The organism is Micromonospora sp. ALFpr18c (genome assembly GCF_008868155.1).
Classification (GTDB): Bacteria; Actinomycetota; Actinomycetes; order Mycobacteriales; family Micromonosporaceae; genus Micromonospora.
The window spans coordinates 1-17,187 of record NZ_WBKR01000010.1; the positions used below are offsets into that span (position 1 = coordinate 1).

13 protein-coding genes are annotated in these 17,187 nt (G+C 71.1%); 6 read left to right on the forward strand and 7 right to left on the reverse strand.

What is annotated here, in order from left to right:
* Positions 1-212: 212 nt before the first annotated feature.
* A complete protein-coding gene (locus tag F8271_RS03925; protein WP_151488201.1) occupies positions 213-2,039 on the forward strand; it encodes an acyl-CoA synthetase in 1,827 nt (608 codons plus the stop codon).
* Between the two features lie 58 nt (positions 2,040-2,097).
* Here the strand turns inward: F8271_RS03925 and F8271_RS03930 are convergent, their stop codons facing one another.
* Together F8271_RS03930 and F8271_RS03935 are read right to left on the reverse strand one after the other, a co-directional pair.
* Positions 2,098-2,340, reverse strand: coding sequence for a hypothetical protein (locus F8271_RS03930; RefSeq protein ID WP_151488202.1), 243 nt, complete (start codon positions 2,338-2,340; stop codon positions 2,098-2,100).
* 239 nt (positions 2,341-2,579) lie between these two features.
* On the reverse strand, positions 2,580-3,350 hold the full coding sequence (locus F8271_RS03935) for a GNAT family N-acetyltransferase (RefSeq protein WP_192580124.1): 771 nt from the start codon (positions 3,348-3,350) through the stop codon (positions 2,580-2,582).
* Between the two features lie 397 nt (positions 3,351-3,747).
* On the opposite strand from F8271_RS03935, the gene F8271_RS03940 reads away from it, so the two are divergent.
* The 3 genes from F8271_RS03940 (at position 3,748) to F8271_RS03950 (ending at position 7,487) form a co-directional block, all read left to right on the forward strand.
* Positions 3,748-4,476, forward strand: coding sequence for a tetratricopeptide repeat protein (locus tag F8271_RS03940; protein WP_151488204.1), 729 nt, complete (start codon positions 3,748-3,750; stop codon positions 4,474-4,476).
* Between the two features lie 19 nt (positions 4,477-4,495).
* Complete coding sequence (locus F8271_RS03945) at positions 4,496-6,451, forward strand: penicillin-binding transpeptidase domain-containing protein (protein ID WP_370461854.1); 1,956 nt, start codon at positions 4,496-4,498, stop codon at positions 6,449-6,451.
* Between the two features lie 109 nt (positions 6,452-6,560).
* Positions 6,561-7,487 (forward strand): hypothetical protein, encoded by a 927-nt coding sequence (locus tag F8271_RS03950; protein WP_151488205.1) that lies wholly within the window; start codon positions 6,561-6,563, stop codon positions 7,485-7,487.
* Between the two features lie 73 nt (positions 7,488-7,560).
* On the opposite strand, the gene F8271_RS03955 is transcribed toward F8271_RS03950, so the two are convergent.
* From F8271_RS03955 to F8271_RS03970, 4 genes are all read right to left on the reverse strand, one after another.
* Positions 7,561-8,280 carry a zf-HC2 domain-containing protein gene (locus F8271_RS03955; RefSeq protein WP_151488206.1) on the reverse strand — a complete coding sequence of 240 codons (720 nt, stop codon included), beginning with the start codon at positions 8,278-8,280 and terminating at the stop codon, positions 7,561-7,563.
* Entirely contained in the window at positions 8,277-8,777 is a 501-nt protein-coding gene (locus F8271_RS03960) for a sigma-70 family RNA polymerase sigma factor (protein ID WP_225854151.1), read from the reverse strand. Before F8271_RS03960 ends, F8271_RS03955 begins: the two co-directional genes overlap by 4 nt.
* A gap of 278 nt (positions 8,778-9,055) precedes the next feature.
* Positions 9,056-9,634: a type VII secretion system-associated protein gene (locus tag F8271_RS03965; RefSeq protein WP_151488208.1), complete on the reverse strand. Its 579-nt coding sequence runs from the start codon at positions 9,632-9,634 to the stop codon at positions 9,056-9,058.
* Positions 9,631-11,469, reverse strand: a complete 1,839-nt coding sequence (locus tag F8271_RS03970; RefSeq protein WP_151488209.1) for a hypothetical protein — start codon at positions 11,467-11,469, stop codon at positions 9,631-9,633. The genes F8271_RS03965 and F8271_RS03970 overlap by 4 nt, the downstream gene beginning before the upstream one ends.
* A 203-nt stretch (positions 11,470-11,672) precedes the next feature.
* Between F8271_RS03970 and F8271_RS03975 the strand changes: the two genes are divergently transcribed.
* Positions 11,673-11,978, forward strand: coding sequence for a hypothetical protein (locus tag F8271_RS03975; RefSeq protein WP_151488210.1), 306 nt, complete (start codon positions 11,673-11,675; stop codon positions 11,976-11,978).
* Positions 11,975-12,664 carry a hypothetical protein gene (locus F8271_RS03980; RefSeq protein ID WP_151488211.1) on the forward strand — a complete coding sequence of 230 codons (690 nt, stop codon included), beginning with the start codon at positions 11,975-11,977 and terminating at the stop codon, positions 12,662-12,664. Before F8271_RS03975 ends, F8271_RS03980 begins: the two co-directional genes overlap by 4 nt.
* Positions 12,665-12,736: 72 nt before the next feature.
* Here F8271_RS03980 and F8271_RS03985 read toward each other — a convergent pair whose 3' ends face one another.
* A complete protein-coding gene (locus F8271_RS03985; protein ID WP_151488212.1) occupies positions 12,737-17,134 on the reverse strand; it encodes an FtsK/SpoIIIE domain-containing protein in 4,398 nt (1,465 codons plus the stop codon).
* Positions 17,135-17,187 lie beyond the last annotated feature (53 nt).

Here is a 17,187-nt window from a genome sequence, read left to right on the forward strand (position 1 = left end):
ACCGCCGGGCTGGCCGCAGCCACCGGCTGAGACCTCCCCACAGGCCGCTACCGCGGCCCCAGACATGCCCCCACAGGCCCCAGACGACCCGACACAGGCAACCGGACACGGGCATCCAACCACCCGACCCGAAACGCCACTAGCGTCACCGACCCGACCCCGCGACAGCTTGCTCGTTACCGACCCGCGCTCCTAGCGAGACGGCACCTCGAATGAATTCCGTCCTCGATCCGACCGCCATGGAGCAGGTTCCGCTCTCCGCGCGGGACCTGCCCCCGAGCACGTACGCCCTGTTGGAACGGACGGCCAAGAGCCACGGCGACCGTACGGCGCTGGTCCTGCTGAGCGGGATCGATGACGCGCCCCGGACGGTCAGCTACGAGCAGTTGCTACGCCGGGTGACCGGAACTGCCAACGCGCTGTCCAGGATCGGCGTCGGGCGCGGTGACGCCGTCGCTTTGCTCGGCCCGAACAGCGGTGAGCTGCTCACCGCTATCCTGGCCGCCGAGGCGGTGGGCATCGCACAACCGATCAACCCGGTCCTGGCGCCGGACGCCATCGCGGCGATGCTCCAGCTCGCCCGGACCAAGGTGCTGATCGCCGCCGGACCGGAGATCAGCGTTCCGCTGTGGAACCTCGCCGTGCATCTGGGCGAGCGGTTCGGCCTGGACGCCGTCCTGGCGTTGCGCCCGGAGGGTCAGCACGGGGAACGGCCGCACCTCGACGATGCCGCGGTCACGGTCGGCTACCTGGAGGACCACGCGGCCGAGGAGAGCGCCGACGCCCTCGCCGCCGCGCCGGCGGCACCCGGGGACATCGCGGCCTACTTCCACACCGGCGGCACCACCGGTACGCCGAGGCTGGCCGCGCACACCCACGCGGGCCAGGTGTTCGTCGCCTGGAGCGGCGCGGCCAGCATCGACGGCCTCGACGCGACCGTGCTCGGTGGCCTGCCGATGTTCCACGTGAACGCGGTCATGGTGACCGTGCTGGCGCCGATGGTCACCGGGGCCCGGGTGGTCTGGCCCGGTCCGCTGGGATACCGGGATCCGGCGCTCTACCCCGCGTTCTGGCAGCTCATCGAGCGGTACCGGGTCACCACGATGTCCGCCGTGCCGACCGTCTACGCGCGGCTGGCCCAGGTGCCGATCGGCGGTGCGGACATCTCGTCGCTGACGTTCGCGGTCAGCGGTGCCGCCGCCATGCCGTCGACGGTTCGACGGGCGTTCGAGGACCACACGTCGGTGGCGATCTGCGACGGGTACGGGCTGACCGAGGCCACCTGCGCCTCGGCGCGGATCCTGCCCGGGCACCCACGCGAGGGCTCGGTGGGTCTGCGGATGCCGTACCAGCAGATCCGCGCGGTCCGGCCGGGCGACGGCAGCCCGCTGCCGCCGGGCGAGACCGGCGTGATCACGATCAGCGGCCCGGCGGTGTTTCCCGGCTACGTCACGACCGGGCCGGACGGCGACATCGTGGTGGATCCGCTGGGCAAGGTCGTCGACGGCTGGCTCGACACCGGCGACCTCGGCCATGTCGACGCCGATGGTTACGTGTTCATCACCGGCCGGCTCAAGGACGTGATCATTCGGGGTGGCCACAACATCGACCCGGCCCTCGTCGAGGAGGCCGTGCTCAGCCATCCCGCGGTCGCGGCCGCGTCGGCGGTGGGCCAACCCGACCGGCACGCCGGTGAGGTGCCGGTCTGTTACGTCACGCTGCGGCCCGGCGCCCAGGCGAGCGAGGACGAGCTGACGCGCTGGGCGGCGGGGCGTGTCGCCGAACGGGCGGTGGCGCCGAAGGCCGTCCACGTGCTCGACGAGTTGCCGGTCACGGCCGTCGGTAAGGACTTCAAGCCGGCGCTGCGCGCCGACGCGGTCCGCCGGGTGCTCTTGGCCGAGATCCCGGGCGTCGAGGTGGTCGTCGCGATCGAGGACGGGGTACCCGTGGCCGAGGTGAGCGCCGGCACCGATGAGGCGGACCGGATCCGGGAGGTGCTCGGGCGCTATTCGTTCCGGTCGCGACTCCGCAGCACGTAGACGTGCCCCGCGCCGGGCAGGTCGACCGCACCGACGGCCGACCTGCCCGGGCGGGCTGTCACGCGGCCGGAGCGTCGTGCGCGGTGGCGGCGCGCATTTCCTGAAGCACGTAGCTGGCGGCCTTCTCGACGACGCGGACGCCATCCTTCTGGCTCACGTGATGGTCGGAGAGCACGGCGATCAGCCAGTCATGGCCGGGCTCGACGATCCGCCCGATGCTGTTCACCAGCCAGCGGCCGCCATCGGCGTCAACGTTGTCCCAGCCGTTCTTGACGTAGGTGTCGCGACTGCCCGGCAACATCGCTGCTCGGGGATCACCTTACCCATGAGGTTCATGACGAAGGCGCGGTCCTGCGGGATCAACGGTCCCGTCGGCGACGTCTTTGCCCCGATCCAGGTAGAGCTGGACGTACGGCATACCCGGGCCCGCCCCACCGCTCGGCAGGCTGGCGTAGCCGCTGGTCTCGCCCTTGCGCAGAAGGCGGGTCAGCGGCTACGCCAGCCTGCCGGGCGGTGCGGTGCCTGACGGACCTCCGAGCGCTACTGCGGGAGGGCGAACAGGCGGTAGCGGGTGACGACCTCGAAGCCCATGCGCCGGTACACCGGCTCGCCGTCGCTGCTGGCCTGCAGGGTGGCGATGCGCCGCCCGGACTCGCGGGTGATGCGCAGCGCCTCGGCGGTGAGAGCAGTGGCGATGCCACGCCGGCGATAATCACTGTGAGTGGCGACGCAGTAGATGCCGGCGACCTCGGTGCCCAGCGACACCGTGCAGGTGGCGACCGTCCTGCCGTCGACGATGCCGGCGAGCCGGACCACGTCGGGGTAGCCGAAACCCAACTCCCGGTCGACCACGGAGTCGATGCTGCCCGGCTCGAACCCCAACGGCCCGGCGTACGCCTCGACGTACTCCCGCATCTCCGCCGGCTCGGTCACCGTGCTGATCTTCAGCTCGGCGGGCGTGTCCACGTCGTCGACGGTCGTGACGTCGATCGCCATCACCGGCATGTCGCCGACCTGCTGGGCGCCGCGGGCGAGCAGGCCCTCGGCGGTGCCCTCGTCGCTGTCGGCGCCGACCCACCAGGCCCACCGTGTACCCGCCAACTGCCGCTCCGCCTCCGCGACCGCCGCGTCGAGCGGCACGTCCCGCACCCGGAGGACCCCATTGAGCAGGATGTGCGCGATGTCGGAGCGGTAGACGGTCAGATCCGCCCCGGGATCGGCGTTCGAGTCGGTGCCGGCCCAGCCGGTCCAGTAACGCCGGTTCGCCGCGAGTTGCGGCTCGAGATCGCGCAGGGAACGCGTCGCGTCCATCAGATCCTCTATTCCTGAATTCTCGAACATACTGGTGCCGCGTTCGGGTGCCTCGTACGCGCCTGACCCGGCACCGCGCAGTCGACGGCCGCATTGCCGGACAGCATGGCGGCAACGCTAGCGACGCATTGTGAAGAGCTTCTGCAGCCGAAAACGAGGGCCGCACCGATTCCGGAAAGGGAGCACCACAGGCGATGTCGGTTGCGACGATGCGGAAACGGACGCACTGGCTCGCCCCGTCGACCTCACCGCAATGGTCACGCCGGTCAGCACGGGTAAGAGTCTGTCAAGTCGTCCGGGCTAGCGTGGCCCCGGCCGAGGGTCGACGAGAGGGCGGTCGGCGGGTACGCGGTGCGGGGGCATACCGCCGGCGAATGACGGATTTGAGGAACGACTCGTGAGCTTCAGTGACGATGTCCGCTCGGCCTTCCGGCGGGGTGAGACCGACGCCGTGGTGCGCATGAGCGAGACCGAGATCGAGCGTGCCCGCAAAGCCGGCGACCCGGCGGGCGAGGTGGAGGCCCGGTACAGCCTGGCCAGGGTCGCCCTCCGCGGCGGCGACCTGTCCGGCGGGGAGGCCCGAGCCCGAGAAGCACTCGGAGTCGCCCTGCGCTCCGGCGACCGGAGCCTGGAGGAACGGCCGAGGCACGTGTTGGCCGCGGTGGCGCGCATGTCCGGTGACCTCGGCCGTGCCCGCGTGCTGTACCAGGAGAGCATCGCGCTCAACGAGGTTCTGGACCAGCCCAGGATGGTCGCCACCGAGATGCACAACCTCGCGCTCTGCGAGTTGGGGTTGGGCAACCTCGACGTGGCGAGGAAACTACTGGCCGAGAGCCGCGAGCGGATCTTCCGCAACGACTGGACCGACTTCGTGCCGTACGTCTGCCTGGCCGGTGCCGTCCTCGCCTCCACCGAGGGTGACCACGCACGCGCGGCACGGCTGAGCGGCGTCGCGGAGGCCGCGTTCGCGGCGCTCGGTCAGGTGCCGGACCCCGACGACGCTGCCGACCTCGCCGCCGTCCGTACCGTCGGGGTCAAGGCGCTCGGCGTGAACGCCTTCGCCTTGGAGCGTGCGCGGGGCAAGCACCTGGATCCGCGTACCGTGCTCGACGACGATCACCACTGAACGCAGGAGAAACCGCGTGCTGCATCCGTCTCACCCACCGCGTGCTGGCCACCTCCGACGGTCGCTCACCGCGATCACCGTGGCGATGATCGCCGGCAGCGTGTTGACGGCCTGTTCGGACGACACCGGCCCCGAGGACAGCGTGGACGCCTTCGCGGCCGGCTGGCGCAGCGGTGACCTGCGGGCGGTCACCTTCGTCGACCCGGCGGGTGCCGCGCTGCCGGCGGCCGAGGTGACCCGGCAACTCAAGGAACTGTCCGGTGAGCTGGCCCCGACCCCACCTACCGTCAGCCGGCAGGGCGACCCGAAGGTGGACGACGACACGGCGACCGCCGCCATCCGGGTGGACTGGACGCTGCCCGGCGACACCCACTGGACGTACGACCGGCCGGTGCGGCTGACCCGCGACGGCGACGACACGTGGCGGGTGATCTGGGAACCGCAGCTGGTACAGGAGAAGCTCGCCACGGGAGACCGGCTGGGGCTGCGCCGCGACGCTGCCCCCCGCGGCGGAGTGCTGGACGCCGCCGGCAAGCCCATCGTGGCACCCCGGCCGGTGGTGCGGGTGGGCGTGCAGCCGAACCAGGTGACCGACGTGCAGAAGCTGGTCGGTGAGCTGGACGCCGCCTTCGGCGCGATCCGTCCGACGTTGGTACCCGCCGTCGACGTCGCCGACCTGCCGAAGCGGCTCGCGCAGGCGAACCCGGACGCGTTCGTCGAGGTGGTGACGCTGCGCGACGAGGCGTACCAGCAGGTCAAAACCCGCCTCCAGGCCCTGCCGGGCACCACGTTCCGGACCGAGAAGCTCGATCTGGCACCCACGCGGGAGTTCGCCCGCGCGCTGCTCGGCTCGGTGGACTCGGTGCAGGCCGACGACCTGGCCGCCCATCCCGACAAATACGTCGTCGGTGACCTGGTCGGTCATGGCGGTCTCCAGGAGCGCTACGACGACCGGCTGCGCGGCAGGTCCGGGTTGACCGTGACCGTCCAGCGGCCGGGCCAGGACGGCAAGCCGACGCCGACCGGCACCGAGGTGTTCCACCGGGAGCCCGAGCCGGGGCAGGCGGTGACGACCACCCTCGACGTCGCCACCCAGAACGCGGCGGACGCGGCGTTGCGTGCCGAGCAGCGGCGGGCCGCCATTGTGGCGGTACGGATCAGCGACGGCGCGGTGCTCGCCACCGCCAACGGTCCCGGCGCGGCCGGTGCGAATCTGGCCTTCGACGCTCAGGTGCCACCGGGTTCGACGTTCAAGATGGTCAGCGCGCTCGGCCTGCTGGACAGGGGCGCGGTGACCCCGGACGCGATGGTCGACTGCCCGAAGTCCCTCTCGGTGGGCGGCCGCTCGTTCAAGAACTCCCACGACTTCGTGCTCGGCCGGGTGCCGTTCCGCACCGACTTCGCCAAGTCCTGCAACACCGCCTTCGCATCCCTGGCACCCAAGCTCGGTGGTGACGGGCTGGCTCTCGCCGGTCGTTCCCTGGGGCTGGAGGGGAAGTGGGACCTCGGCGTCGACGTGTTCACCGGCAAGGTCTCGGCGAACGGGTCGCCCGCCGAACAGGCCGCCGCCGCGTTCGGGCAGGGCACCACCCTGGTCAGCCCACTGGCCATGGCCGCCGCCACCGCGGCCGTCGCCCGTGGGCACTTCGAGCAGCCGAAGCTGCTGCTGGACCCGGCACCGGCCGCACCGGCCGCGCGCATCGAGCTGAAGCCGGATTCGGTCAAGGCGGTCCAGGCCATGATGCGCGAGGTGATCACCGACGGCACCGCCAACGCGCTCAAGGACGTGCCCGGCAAGGCGGTGTACGGCAAGAGCGGCACCGCCGAGTACGACAACAACCCGGCCCACGCCCACTCCTGGATCGTCGGCTGGCAGGGCGACGTGGCGTTCGCGGTCTTCGTGGAGGGGGGCGGATCCAGCGCCACGTCCGCCATCCCGATCGCGGAACGGTTCCTCCGCGCGCTCCCCCGCTGACGCGAGGCGTACCCGGCCCGAGCCTGAACCGATCGCGGACCTGCGCCGTGTGGATGGCGAACGGCTTCCGGACATCCTGGGAGCCCGGGTAACCACTGGAGAACCCCGGATGATGCGCAAGCACTTGACTCCCTTCGTCGCCCTGCTGGCCGCCGGCGCGGCGACGCTGACGGCGTGCGGCTCGAACCAGGTGCCGCCCGGCCCGGCCCGTGCCGCCGACCTCGGCGCCAGCCAGGCGGCGTCCCCGAATGGCGGGGCCGGCGTCGGCGGCCTCGCGCTCGTTCCCGGCACGGCGAAGTCCAACAACTCGCAGCCGGGTACCGGCGACTGGGCGGTGCCCAACGGAGGTGTCGCGACCGGGGCCACTCAGGAATCCGCCCAGCGCTGGGTCCAGCTGACGGCGAGCAAGGCGGGGAAGCTCGACCCCGTCGTGGTCAACGGCGCCGGGCTGACCCTCTACCGGTTCGACAAGGACAGCAACGAGCCGCCGGTCTCGAACTGCGACGGTGACTGCGCCGTCACCTGGCCGCCGGTCACCGTCTCCCCGGGCGGCAAGATCTTCGTCGCCGGGGTCCGGAAGGAGGCCGTCGGTACGGTCGCGCGCGCGGACGGCAGCCGTCAGGTCACCATCAACGGTTGGCCGATCTACCGGTTCGCCAAGGACACCAAGCCGGGTGACACCAACGGCCAGGGCGTCGGCGGCACCTGGTTCGGGGTGACCCCGACCGGTGGGAAGGCCGGCGTGGCCGGCGGCGACGAGCCCGCACCCGACACCGCGCCGGCCCAGCCGGCCACCAGCGCCGTGTTCTTCGACGACCCGGCCTTCGGCGACGGCGCCGGCTCGCAGGGTGTGGCAGGCACCGGCTGCAAGAACCTGAGCCGTCCGGGTGTCGCCTCCTCCGTGGCGGCGCCCGGCTCGCTCAAGATCTGGACGGGCCAGGACTGCACCGGTCGCTCGAAGGTGATCAACGGCGACGTCGCGGATCTGGCGACGGTCGACTTCGACAACGCGGTCGTCTCGGTCCGTCTGGGCTGACCTGTGCGGCGGCGTGGACGCCGGCCCGGGCCAACTGGCCGGGCCGGCGTCCTGCTGTCCGGGTGCGTTCGGGCTAGAGCTTCACGCTGACGTACGCCGTGCCGTCGGTGGTCTCCACCCGGACGCTGTCGACCTCGGTCGGGTCGATCAGGGCACTGCCGTCAAGCGTGGTGCCCTCGCCGGCTCCCCGCTCCGACACCAGCCAGCTGCCCGCCAGGACCGTGCTGCCGTCCCTGCCGACAACCAGGAGCCGACACCGCTGGCCCTGCGGGATGCCGGAGACTGTCGCGTGGAGGCGTACCCAGCCGGGAGCCGGTTGCACGGCCACCGCGAGACGAGCGCCGGTGGTCGCATCGGCGGCGCTGGCCGTCCGGCTCCCCCGGTCGGCCGTCACGCTCGGCTGCGGCTGCGGCTGCGCGGTCGCGTCCTGCGCCTCGTCGCCCGCCGGGCCGAGGAGGACTCCGCCGAGGACGGCGGACGCGACGACCGCCGCGGCGACACCGGTCATCGCGTGGCGGCGCCGCCGCTGGTCGGCCGCCTCGCTGCGGATCTGCCGCAGGGTGCGCTGCCACAGAAGATCGCCGTCCTCCGGCGGACCGTCGAGCAGCATCACGTCGGGTACGTTCTCGAGCGCGCCCGACCACGTCCGCAACGACTCGACCTCGGCCCGGCACTCCGCACAACCTGTCAGGTGCTCCTCGGCCCGGCGGGTCTCCTCCGGGTCGAGCGCCCCGAGCAGGTACCCGCCGATGTCCAGCTGGTCGGCGTGGGGCGATGAACTGTCGGACGTCATGAGGCAGGCCGTTCCACCCCGGCTGGACGCTCGGCGAGATCGCGGAGCGCCCGGAGTGCGTAGTAGGAGCGAGACTTCACGGTGCCCGGGGGGATACCGAGCGCCTGGGCGGCTTCCGCGACTGTACTCCCGAGCAGGTACACCTGCTCCAGCACCTGTCGATGCTCGCGGGAGAGATGGTTGAGCGCGTCCGTCACCACGATCGAGTTCACCACCTGCTCAGCGAGGTCACGTTCGGTCGCCGCCTCGGTCGGGCTTTCCGGCACTTCGGGTGGCCGCGCCCTTCGCGCGCGTACAGTGTCGGTCACGATGTTGCGGACGACCGTCAGCAGCCACCCTCGCACCGAGCCCTTGCCGTTGACGAGGCTGTCGGGGTGACGCCAGGCGCGCACCAGCGCCTCCTGCACCACGTCCTCCGCGGCTGCGCGATCTCGGGTCAACTGTGTCGCGTAAGCGAGCATCGCGCGTCCGTGCTCCTCGAATATGGACCGGACCAATGCTTCGCCTGCCACTTCGCGCCGACGAACAGGTCCCGATCCCGCCATAGCTACCACCCTTTTGCTGACCCTCACGTCGCCGGCGTTCCCGCCGAATGCTCACGGGTCCTCAGGATGCGCTCCCCGTTCTCAGGGCCTGTTGTTCACCCGAGAAATTGTCTACCGACCCACGTTGAGGCCGATTCGAGACGTCAGCGGTGGCCGATACGTCTCGCGGCCCATCCCCGCTGGGCTCGGACGATCGATCCGAGCCCAGCGGGAAGCGGTTCCACGACGCCCTACTCGACGAACGGCCACGGCTCGCCGCCCTGAGGCACACCCTCGGCGGCGATGTCGCGCAACGCGTCGGCGAACAACCGCATCGCGCGGTGCCCGCCCGGATTCAGCAGGACGTCGACGCCGGCCGGCAGCAGCGCCAGCAACTCGTCCAGGTCGACCTGCCGCCAGTCGGCCGCGTCGACCCGAGCCTGGTCGGTAGCGCTGGTCGCGACCAGCACGCAGGGAACGCCGTCCGGTGCCGGCGTCACGATGGCGTGACCCTCGCTGTCCAGTGCCACCTCGACAAGGCTGTCGCGCAGTGCCAGCAGCACCGCGTCGACGCCAACGCGACCGGTGGCGACCAGTCTCGCCGTGGCGTCCACCGGGCTCGTGGGCGCCTCCGGATCCTTCGGCCGGTACAGCGGGTTGGCCGTGAAACGGCCGACGGTGCCGTCCGACTCCACCAGCCAACCACCGACGATGTACTCCACCGGTGGCATCTGCGCCGCGTCGGCGTCCGCGCCGTCGGGCCCGGCCAACTCCTCGTCCAGCAGCAGCATCCAGTTCCGCTGCTGTTCGCCCTCGACCTGCTCCGTCATTTCGTCACATCCCTCGTCACGCCCGGCTTCATCTCCTGGAAACTGCCCATGCTCTCCACCGTCAGGTTGGCAATGCTCTTGCCGGGTTCGGTAAACAGGCCGTCAACGTCGACGCCGCGGCTCGCCTGCACGACTTCCGTCGACGCGAAGACTTTCCGGTTGTTGCCGAGATCCCGCATCACGTCGGCGAAATCCTGACCGGCGCTTCCCGCAGGATTGGCGAAGTTGCAGGAGACCAGAACGATGGATCCCTTCTTGTTCGATCCTGCGGCAGCCTGGAAAACCTCGTCGAAGTGCACAAGCTTGCCGAACTGCCTGCCCGGCACCGACAACACCCTGCCGTCGTTGAGGGTGATGTCGACGGAGTGCGGATCACCGTGGGCGAGGATGAAGATGGGCGGACTCTTCAGTCGGGCCCAGGGTGCAAGATCAAATTGGTCGGTGCTCAACGGGGCACTCTTGCCTTCGATCGTTCGAACCAGCTTGGCGCCTCCAACGTTCAAAGAGCCGCCGAGGTTGCTGCCGAGAGGAACGTTCGCCTCCATCCTCGCCCAGTCGGTGAAAGTCTCCGTGTCGTTGGCCGTACTGGGAAAGAGGACGCCAATCTGCTTGCCGTCGCTGTTCGTCAGCGGCACGGACCGGACGTCCGAGGCATTAAAGGTCGTCAGGCGGCCCTTACTGCTCTGCCCGATGATGAGGGTGGGATCCTGTGCGGCCTTCTTCTGAGCTGCCTTGAGGTCACGATCAAAGCGTAGATCCGAAATCTTCTGACCGACCCGGTTGAACACGCCTTTGATCGTCTTGCCAACACCGAGACGGGTGACGTTCGCGTCGATCCCGCGACCCGGTGTGGCGGCGCTGCCGCTGACGTCCGCGACACCGCGGTTGCCGGTGACTTCCTTGGTGCTGTTCTTGATGCCGTCCGCGACGCTGCCGGGGCGTACCTTGCCCAACTTGCCGGCGACCTTGATGACCCGGCTGATGATCCGCCCACCCGGCACCAGACCAAGCGCCAACCCACCGGCGGCGAGGGCGATCTCGGCCGGATCGCCTCCGACGGCGGCCGCGGCGAGGTCGATCGCGCCGGAGAGGAAGCCGATCGCCGAACCCAGAGGCGGAAAGATGAACGACGCCACCACCGAGAGCACGTCCAGGATCGTGGTGATCCACTCGATCACCGTGCTCCGCAAAAAATCAACGAACGCGTGAAACGCCTCAACGATCTTGTCCCACAGCGACCGCTGCGGCGCGTCCTTCGCCAACTGGTCCAGCGCCACCGCCGCCGTCCGCGCCGCCTGATCACGCAACGCCGTCGCCTGACCGAGCAACGCCTTCGCCCCGTCCAACGCCTGCTGAGCATCGGCGGCACGGTTGCGGGCGGCGGTGGCGTCGTCGGTGGCCTGCTCCTTCGCGTCCGGGGCGGCATCGGCGTTCAACGCGGCGAGCGCCGCCACCGCCGAGGCGGCCGCCGCCTGCGCGGCGTTCTGATCCCCCGCCGCCTGCCGCGCCTGATCCAGAGCACGCAGCGACATCGCCTGCGCCTCCTCCAGCGACGGCAGATAGCGCAGGTAGGCGTCCGCCGCAGCGGCGTACGAATTCGCCATCCCGTCCAACCGCCCGGGCAGCTTGCCGATCAGATCCCGAAACGCCTCCATCGCCTTGCCCTGACCAACATCGACCTGACTCCCCGACGCCAACAGGTCATGCGCCTCCTGAGTGGTCCTCGCCAGCTCCTGATACGCCCTCGTGATCTCCTGAAAAGACTCCGAATCACCCGGCACCGGATCCGAATCGAGCTGCAACACCGACCACTCGACGTCACCCGGACGCGTCATGACGAACCTCCCCATCGCATCGTCAGGCCGGCGCCCGAGCCATCCGACGGGAGCCGACTCGCACACGTAGCCGGCCGAAGATCGGTTCAGCACCACTGCTGAACCGCTCCGCCTGCCGATCCGTGTACGGCGAAGGTGCCGTGACGTCAGAGGGGTGCGGAGATGAGCGAACGGGATGGCATGCCGGCCGGGGGGTTGGGGCGATGAGCGTGATCCACGTACCCGGTGCGGAGCTGGAGCGGGTCCACGAGCTGCTACAGCGCACGAAGGAACTGATGGACAGCGCGTCGGTCAGGTCGATGGGCGCGGTAGTCGACACGCTCGGGCAGCGCGACCTGGAAGATGCCGCCCGTCACTTCGAGAAGCGGTGGGGTGACGGTCGGCATGTGGTGGCGAAGGACCTCGAAGGGGTGCGTGATGCCGCGAAGGCTGTCGCCGACGCGTTCCGGGAAGCCGATCAGCAGACGGTCAACGCGTTGACGGCGCCGGACGAGAAGGCGGCGCAGTGAGCGGCGACGAGGGTGGCGTGGCAACGGACACCCACGCTCCCGCTTCCATCCCGACCGGCTTCCACCTGCGTACCCCCGAGGCGTGGGTCGATTTCTCGACGGCCGACGAGGCGAGTGAGAACCGCCTGGCCGACCGGGCGCGCGCGGACGCCGTCGCCGGCGGTTTCACCGCCGACCAGGCGGGACGGTACGCCGAGCAGGTGCGCCGGTCGGTACGCGAGGCCCGGCGGTCCGGTGCCGTCCACGCGGCTGGTGTCTTCCAGCTGTACGAGGACGGCCCGCTCACCGCGACGGTGCTGGTCGCGGTGGCGACTCCGCCGGCCAGCGGCGACATCCTCGGTGCCCTGACCGCGGTGGGGCAGCCGGCCCGGGCCGACGGCACCTGGCGGCGGGTGAGCACCGCCGAGATTCCGGGGATCGGCACGGTGGGCCGGGTGTACGGCATCCAGAACGTCACCCAGGACGGCGCGACGATGCGCTGCGCGGTGATGCACACCGTCGTGCCCATGCCGGGTTCGGCGGACGTCGTGGTGGTCACCGGATCGAGCCCGAACCTCGCGGAGGCGGAGGACATCTTCGAACTCTTCGGCGCGATCACCGAGACGTTGAAGTTCACCTGGGATGACGACCTCCCGGCGCTGACCGCCGTCACGGAGTCCGTCGGGGAGGCCGCGGCCGGCAGTTGATCCGGGAGGACACGTCAGGGGGACACCGCGATCCGGTGTCCCCCTGACCATGTCCGCCGCGGCCCGCCTACCTCACTCCTGGGCCGCCGCGACGTGCGGCTCCGCGCTGGTGGGCGTCAGCAGCGCCCGTAGCGCGGCCGGGTCGGTCCGGGGAATCTGCACCAGGCGTACGGTGCCGTCACCCAGGTGGAGCAGCGCCCGGCCCAGGCGCCCCACACCGAGCTGACCGCGGGACAGCTTGGCGCCGATGAGTTCCCCGTCGCCGAGGCCCTGAGGGCTGAGCAGCGCACCCTGCCGGTTGCGCCGGGCGTCGACGTGCCAGCCGCCGAAGCCGCCGGACAGACCGTCGATGGTGCCGGCCATGATCAGCCCGAGGCCGTGTTCCGCACCGGACCGCGCAATCTCCCCCAGGTCGCTTCCCGCATCGCACTTGAGCAGCAACTCGGCGTCGTCCAGCACGACCACGGCCGGGCCGTTCCGCTCCGCCAGCGCCGCCGCCAACCCCTTGGAGGTGAGGTTCTCGCTCGCAACGAGGTCGAGGACCCCGGGCAGGCCGGCCAGCTCGCGCAGCGGCGACCGGCGCGGTGCCGCCACGACCACCGGTGTCCCCTTGCGCAGCAGACCCGCGACCATCGTCAGCAGCGCGGTGCTCCGTCCCGAGCGCGGCGGACCGGCCAGGACCAGGCTCGGAATGATCGTCAGGTCCGGGCCGATCGCGGCGAGTTCGTCGCCGCCGACACCCACCATCGTCCAGAGCGGGTCGCTCGGCCGGGCGAGCGCCTCGGTGTCCGCCAGGGTCAGCTCGTCGGGCAGCACGTCGATCCGGAACGGGCGGCCGGCAGCCGGCAGGTCCGCGTCGCGTTGCCGGGCCGCCTCGGCGATCTCGGCGAGTACGCGCGCCTGTCCCTGGCCGGACACGTCGTCGCCGAGCAGCGCGATCTGCGCCTCGGCACCGTCGGCCGCACGGATCGCACGACCCGACTCGATCTCGTCCGGCAGTTGCCGATGATTGATGCCGACCATGCTGTAGTCACCGCGTTCGGTGAGCCGCAGCACCAGTTTGTCGTCCGACGTGGAGGAGATCCGGCTGGAGAACATCGCCCGGTCACCGGCGAGCACGACGTGGATGCCCGCCCCGGCGCCCTCGCGCAGCAGCGTCAGCAGGCCGGCCATGATCGTGCCGTTGTCGTAGTCGGCGAAGGTCTTGTCGAAGACCTCGAACCGGTCGAGGAGCACCAGGATGTGTGGCGGTCGTGCACCCTCGGCCGCGCCGGCCCGGTACTCGACCATGCTCGCCGAGCCGCTGGAGGCGAGCAGTTGCTGCCGCCGGGCCAGCTCCGCGACGAGGCGGGCGAACAGCCGGCCGAGCCGTTCCGCCTCGGTACGCTGCACCACCGCCCCGCAGTGCGGCAGGCCGTTGAGGGCCAGCAGCGCCCCGTTGCCGCAGTCGACCCCGTAGAGATGGACGTCCGCCGCGGAGTGGACGCGGGCGAGCGCCCCGGCGATCGTCCGGAGCGTCTGTGAACGGCCACTGCGCGAGGAGCCGATGATGTGCAGATGCCCCAGCGTGCCCAGGTCCACCACCAACGGCACCTGGTCCTGCTGGGCGGGAAGGTCGACCAGTCCGTACGCGACCGCCGGGAGGTGGTAGCCGCCGGCACGGGCCGGAGGCAGCGCGTCCACCGACAGCTTCGTCGGCAGCGCGGGCAACCAGGGGCTGTGCTGCGCGGGAATGGCGAGCCGTTCGCTGGCGTCCCGGATCGCCGCCACGAGCACGGCGAGGTCGGTCAGCTCGGCGGAGGGCTCCGCCTTGCCGCCGGGACGGCGAGGCGCCGGGCGGCCGAGATCCGGCCAGGAGAGCGGCGCCAGCCACGGCGCTGGTCGGGCGGTGGTGCGCGCGCCGGGCCGGAACCCGCCGACGCGACCCGCCTGGAACGGCACCAGTGACGACTGGGCGAGACGGACGAAGGCGCGGCCCGGCGTCGATTTCGAGATCGTCGCCGCGTCCGGGGCGTTCAGAACATCCTGGCTCTCGCTGCTGTCGGTGACCCGCAGCGCGATACGGAGATTGGTGTTGGCCCGGATCTCCGGTGAGACCACGCCGCCCGGCCGCTGGGTCGCGAGCACGAGATGGATGCCGAGCGACCGGCCGCGCTGCGCGATGTTGACCAGACCGGTCACGAAGTCGGGCAGGTCACGCACCATCGACGCGAACTCGTCGATCACGATGAGCAGCCGCGGCATCGGGACGCGGGACGGTTCACGACGCAGCAGTTCGACGTAGTCGTCGATGTCCTTCGCACCGGCCTCGGCGAGGATGTGCTCGCGTCGCCGCAGCTCCGCCGACAGCGAGGTCAGCGCCCGGCTCACCAGGTGGGTGTCCAGGTCGGTCACCATACCGACGGTGTGCGGCAGGAGGACGCAGTCCTTGAACGCGCTGCCGCCCTTGTAGTCGACCAGCACGAACGTCATCGCGTCCGGGCGGTTGGCGACGGCGAGCGAGGCCACCAGCGTCTGCAACAGCTCCGACTTGCCGGAACCGGTGGTGCCGGCTACCAGGCCGTGTGGCCCGTCCCGCTTGAGGTCGAGGGCGAACGGCCCGTCCAGCGAGACACCGAGCACCGCCTCGGTGGTCCGACCCCCGGAGGTCCACCGGGCCGTCACCGCATCCGGCTCCGGCGGCTCCATTCCGAGTACGTCGAGCAGCCGGCTCGCACCGGGCAGGGCGCTCTCCTCGTCCGTGCCGCCGATGTCCCGCAGCGGCGCGAGTGCGCGCGCCACCCGGTGCAGCCATTCGAGCGGGACGACGTCCGGGTGGATGTCGTCGATCGGGGCGGCGAGGGTCTGGGTCACCAGCAGCGACCCGTCGGGCTGCTGGGCGATGACCGCCTGGCACTCCTCGGGCAGCAGCCTCTCCTCGGCGTCCACGCAGATCGCGTACACCCCGACCGACGGTCCCTCCCGCAGGATCTGCGTGACACCGGGCAGGGACCGCAGCTTCCGTGCCCCGTCGAGCACCACGAGGATGTCGCGGTACGCCCCGTTGGCCCGCTCGCCGGACCGGGCCGAGATGATGGTCACCAGCTCGCCCACCCGGCGGGCCAGGCTTTGCGTGTCGGTGCCGACGGTGGCGAGGGTGTCCTGACCGTCGCGGGGCCGCACGTGTGGCAGCCAGCCGGCCCAGGACCAGCCCTCCTCGTCGTCGGCACCGGCGAGCAGGTAGATCTGCAGGTCCTCCGGGCTGTGCAGGGCGCTGGCCTGGGCCAGCATCCAGCGGGCCGTCGTGCGGGCGACGGCACCGCCGGCCACCCCGACGACGCCGTGCTTGCGGACCGGCACGGTCGCCGGCACGTCGAGGGCGCTCCACCGGACCTCGCGTCGGTTCTCGTCCTGGCTCAGGTCCCGCAGCACCACCTCGGACGGCAGGTCGGCGCTGCCGACGCGTAGTTCGAGGAAGTCGGGGTCGGTACGGCGTCGCTCCCAGAGCCGACGCTGCGGCTCGACGGCGATCAGTCCGGTCGCGGCCGGGTCGGGGAAGTTGTCCCGCCGAGCCAACCGTTCGACGGTCAACGCCTCCTGCGCCTCGCTGCTGATGCGCCCCTTCTTCGCCTCGTAGTCGGCGAGTCGGGATCGGTACGTGGCCCGGCCCTGGCGGCGGGCGCCGATCTGGCCCGCGATCAGCACCAGCGGCGACAGGATGGCGAAGAGCAACGTGAGCGGGTTGCGGGTGATCAGGAACGCGGCGCCGGAGAGCACGACCGGCGCCAGCACGGTGATCAGCGTGAGCGGCCGCCGCTCGGGCGGCGCCGGCGGCCCGGGCAGGGTGAACTGGGTGGTCCGCGCCGCGGGCAGCAGCCGCGGCGGGCGGTTGTAGTCCAGGCCGGTGCGGTCCTCCGAGATCTGCAGAGCCGCCTCGTCGTGCACGGGGCGACGCAACTCCAGCAGGGAGGAACCGGCGGCCAGTTGCGCTCCGGGAGCCCAGACCTGCTCGTCCTCGATCTCCACCCGGTCGAGCAACAACCCGGGTCCGCTCGGATGCAGCCAGCACTCGCCGTCCTCGCCGACCCGGACCCGCGCGATCACGGGACCGAGCGAGACGTCGTCCAGGCGTACCTGGTTGTCCTCGGCGGAGCCGATGGTGTGCTCACCGATGTCGAGCTGGTACCGGCTGCCGGCACCCAGACCGCTGACCACCCGGATCTCCAGTGTGCCCGGCGGCCGTGGCGACGACCCGGGTGTGGGGTGGTCCAGCTCGAGCACGCTGCCTTGCCACAGCGGCGCGTCGGCGAGGGTGAGCCCCGGGTCCAGTGGCGCGCCGGCGACGAAGATCGTCGGCGGTCGGGGGCCGGGTTGCGGACGGCGCTCCGCCAACACCTCGGCGAGCTCCGCGACAGTGGAGTCGAGGGCGGCCTCGATCTGGTAGTCGGTGGCAGGGGTGGACTGGTCCGTGACGGTGAGCAACAGGCGCACGCGTATCTCCTGGTCGGATGAACCGTCGGGAACACGGCGGGGGCCGCGTGGTG

What these genes read in the sequence shown, in the direction of transcription:
- F8271_RS03925 (WP_151488201.1), top strand. Translation starts at nt 213, where the DNA reads ATGAATTCCGTCCTCGATCCGACCGCCATGGAGCAGGTTCCGCTCTCC.
- F8271_RS03930 (WP_151488202.1), bottom strand. Translation starts at nt 2,340, where the DNA reads ATGTTGCCGGGCAGTCGCGACACCTACGTCAAGAACGGCTGGGACAAC.
- F8271_RS03935 (WP_192580124.1), bottom strand. Translation starts at nt 3,350, where the DNA reads ATGGACGCGACGCGTTCCCTGCGCGATCTCGAGCCGCAACTCGCGGCG.
- F8271_RS03950 (WP_151488205.1), top strand. Translation starts at nt 6,561, where the DNA reads ATGATGCGCAAGCACTTGACTCCCTTCGTCGCCCTGCTGGCCGCCGGC.
- F8271_RS03955 (WP_151488206.1), bottom strand. Translation starts at nt 8,280, where the DNA reads ATGACGTCCGACAGTTCATCGCCCCACGCCGACCAGCTGGACATCGGC.
- F8271_RS03965 (WP_151488208.1), bottom strand. Translation starts at nt 9,634, where the DNA reads ATGACGGAGCAGGTCGAGGGCGAACAGCAGCGGAACTGGATGCTGCTG.
- F8271_RS03970 (WP_151488209.1), bottom strand. Translation starts at nt 11,469, where the DNA reads ATGACGCGTCCGGGTGACGTCGAGTGGTCGGTGTTGCAGCTCGATTCG.
- F8271_RS03975 (WP_151488210.1), top strand. Translation starts at nt 11,673, where the DNA reads ATGAGCGTGATCCACGTACCCGGTGCGGAGCTGGAGCGGGTCCACGAG.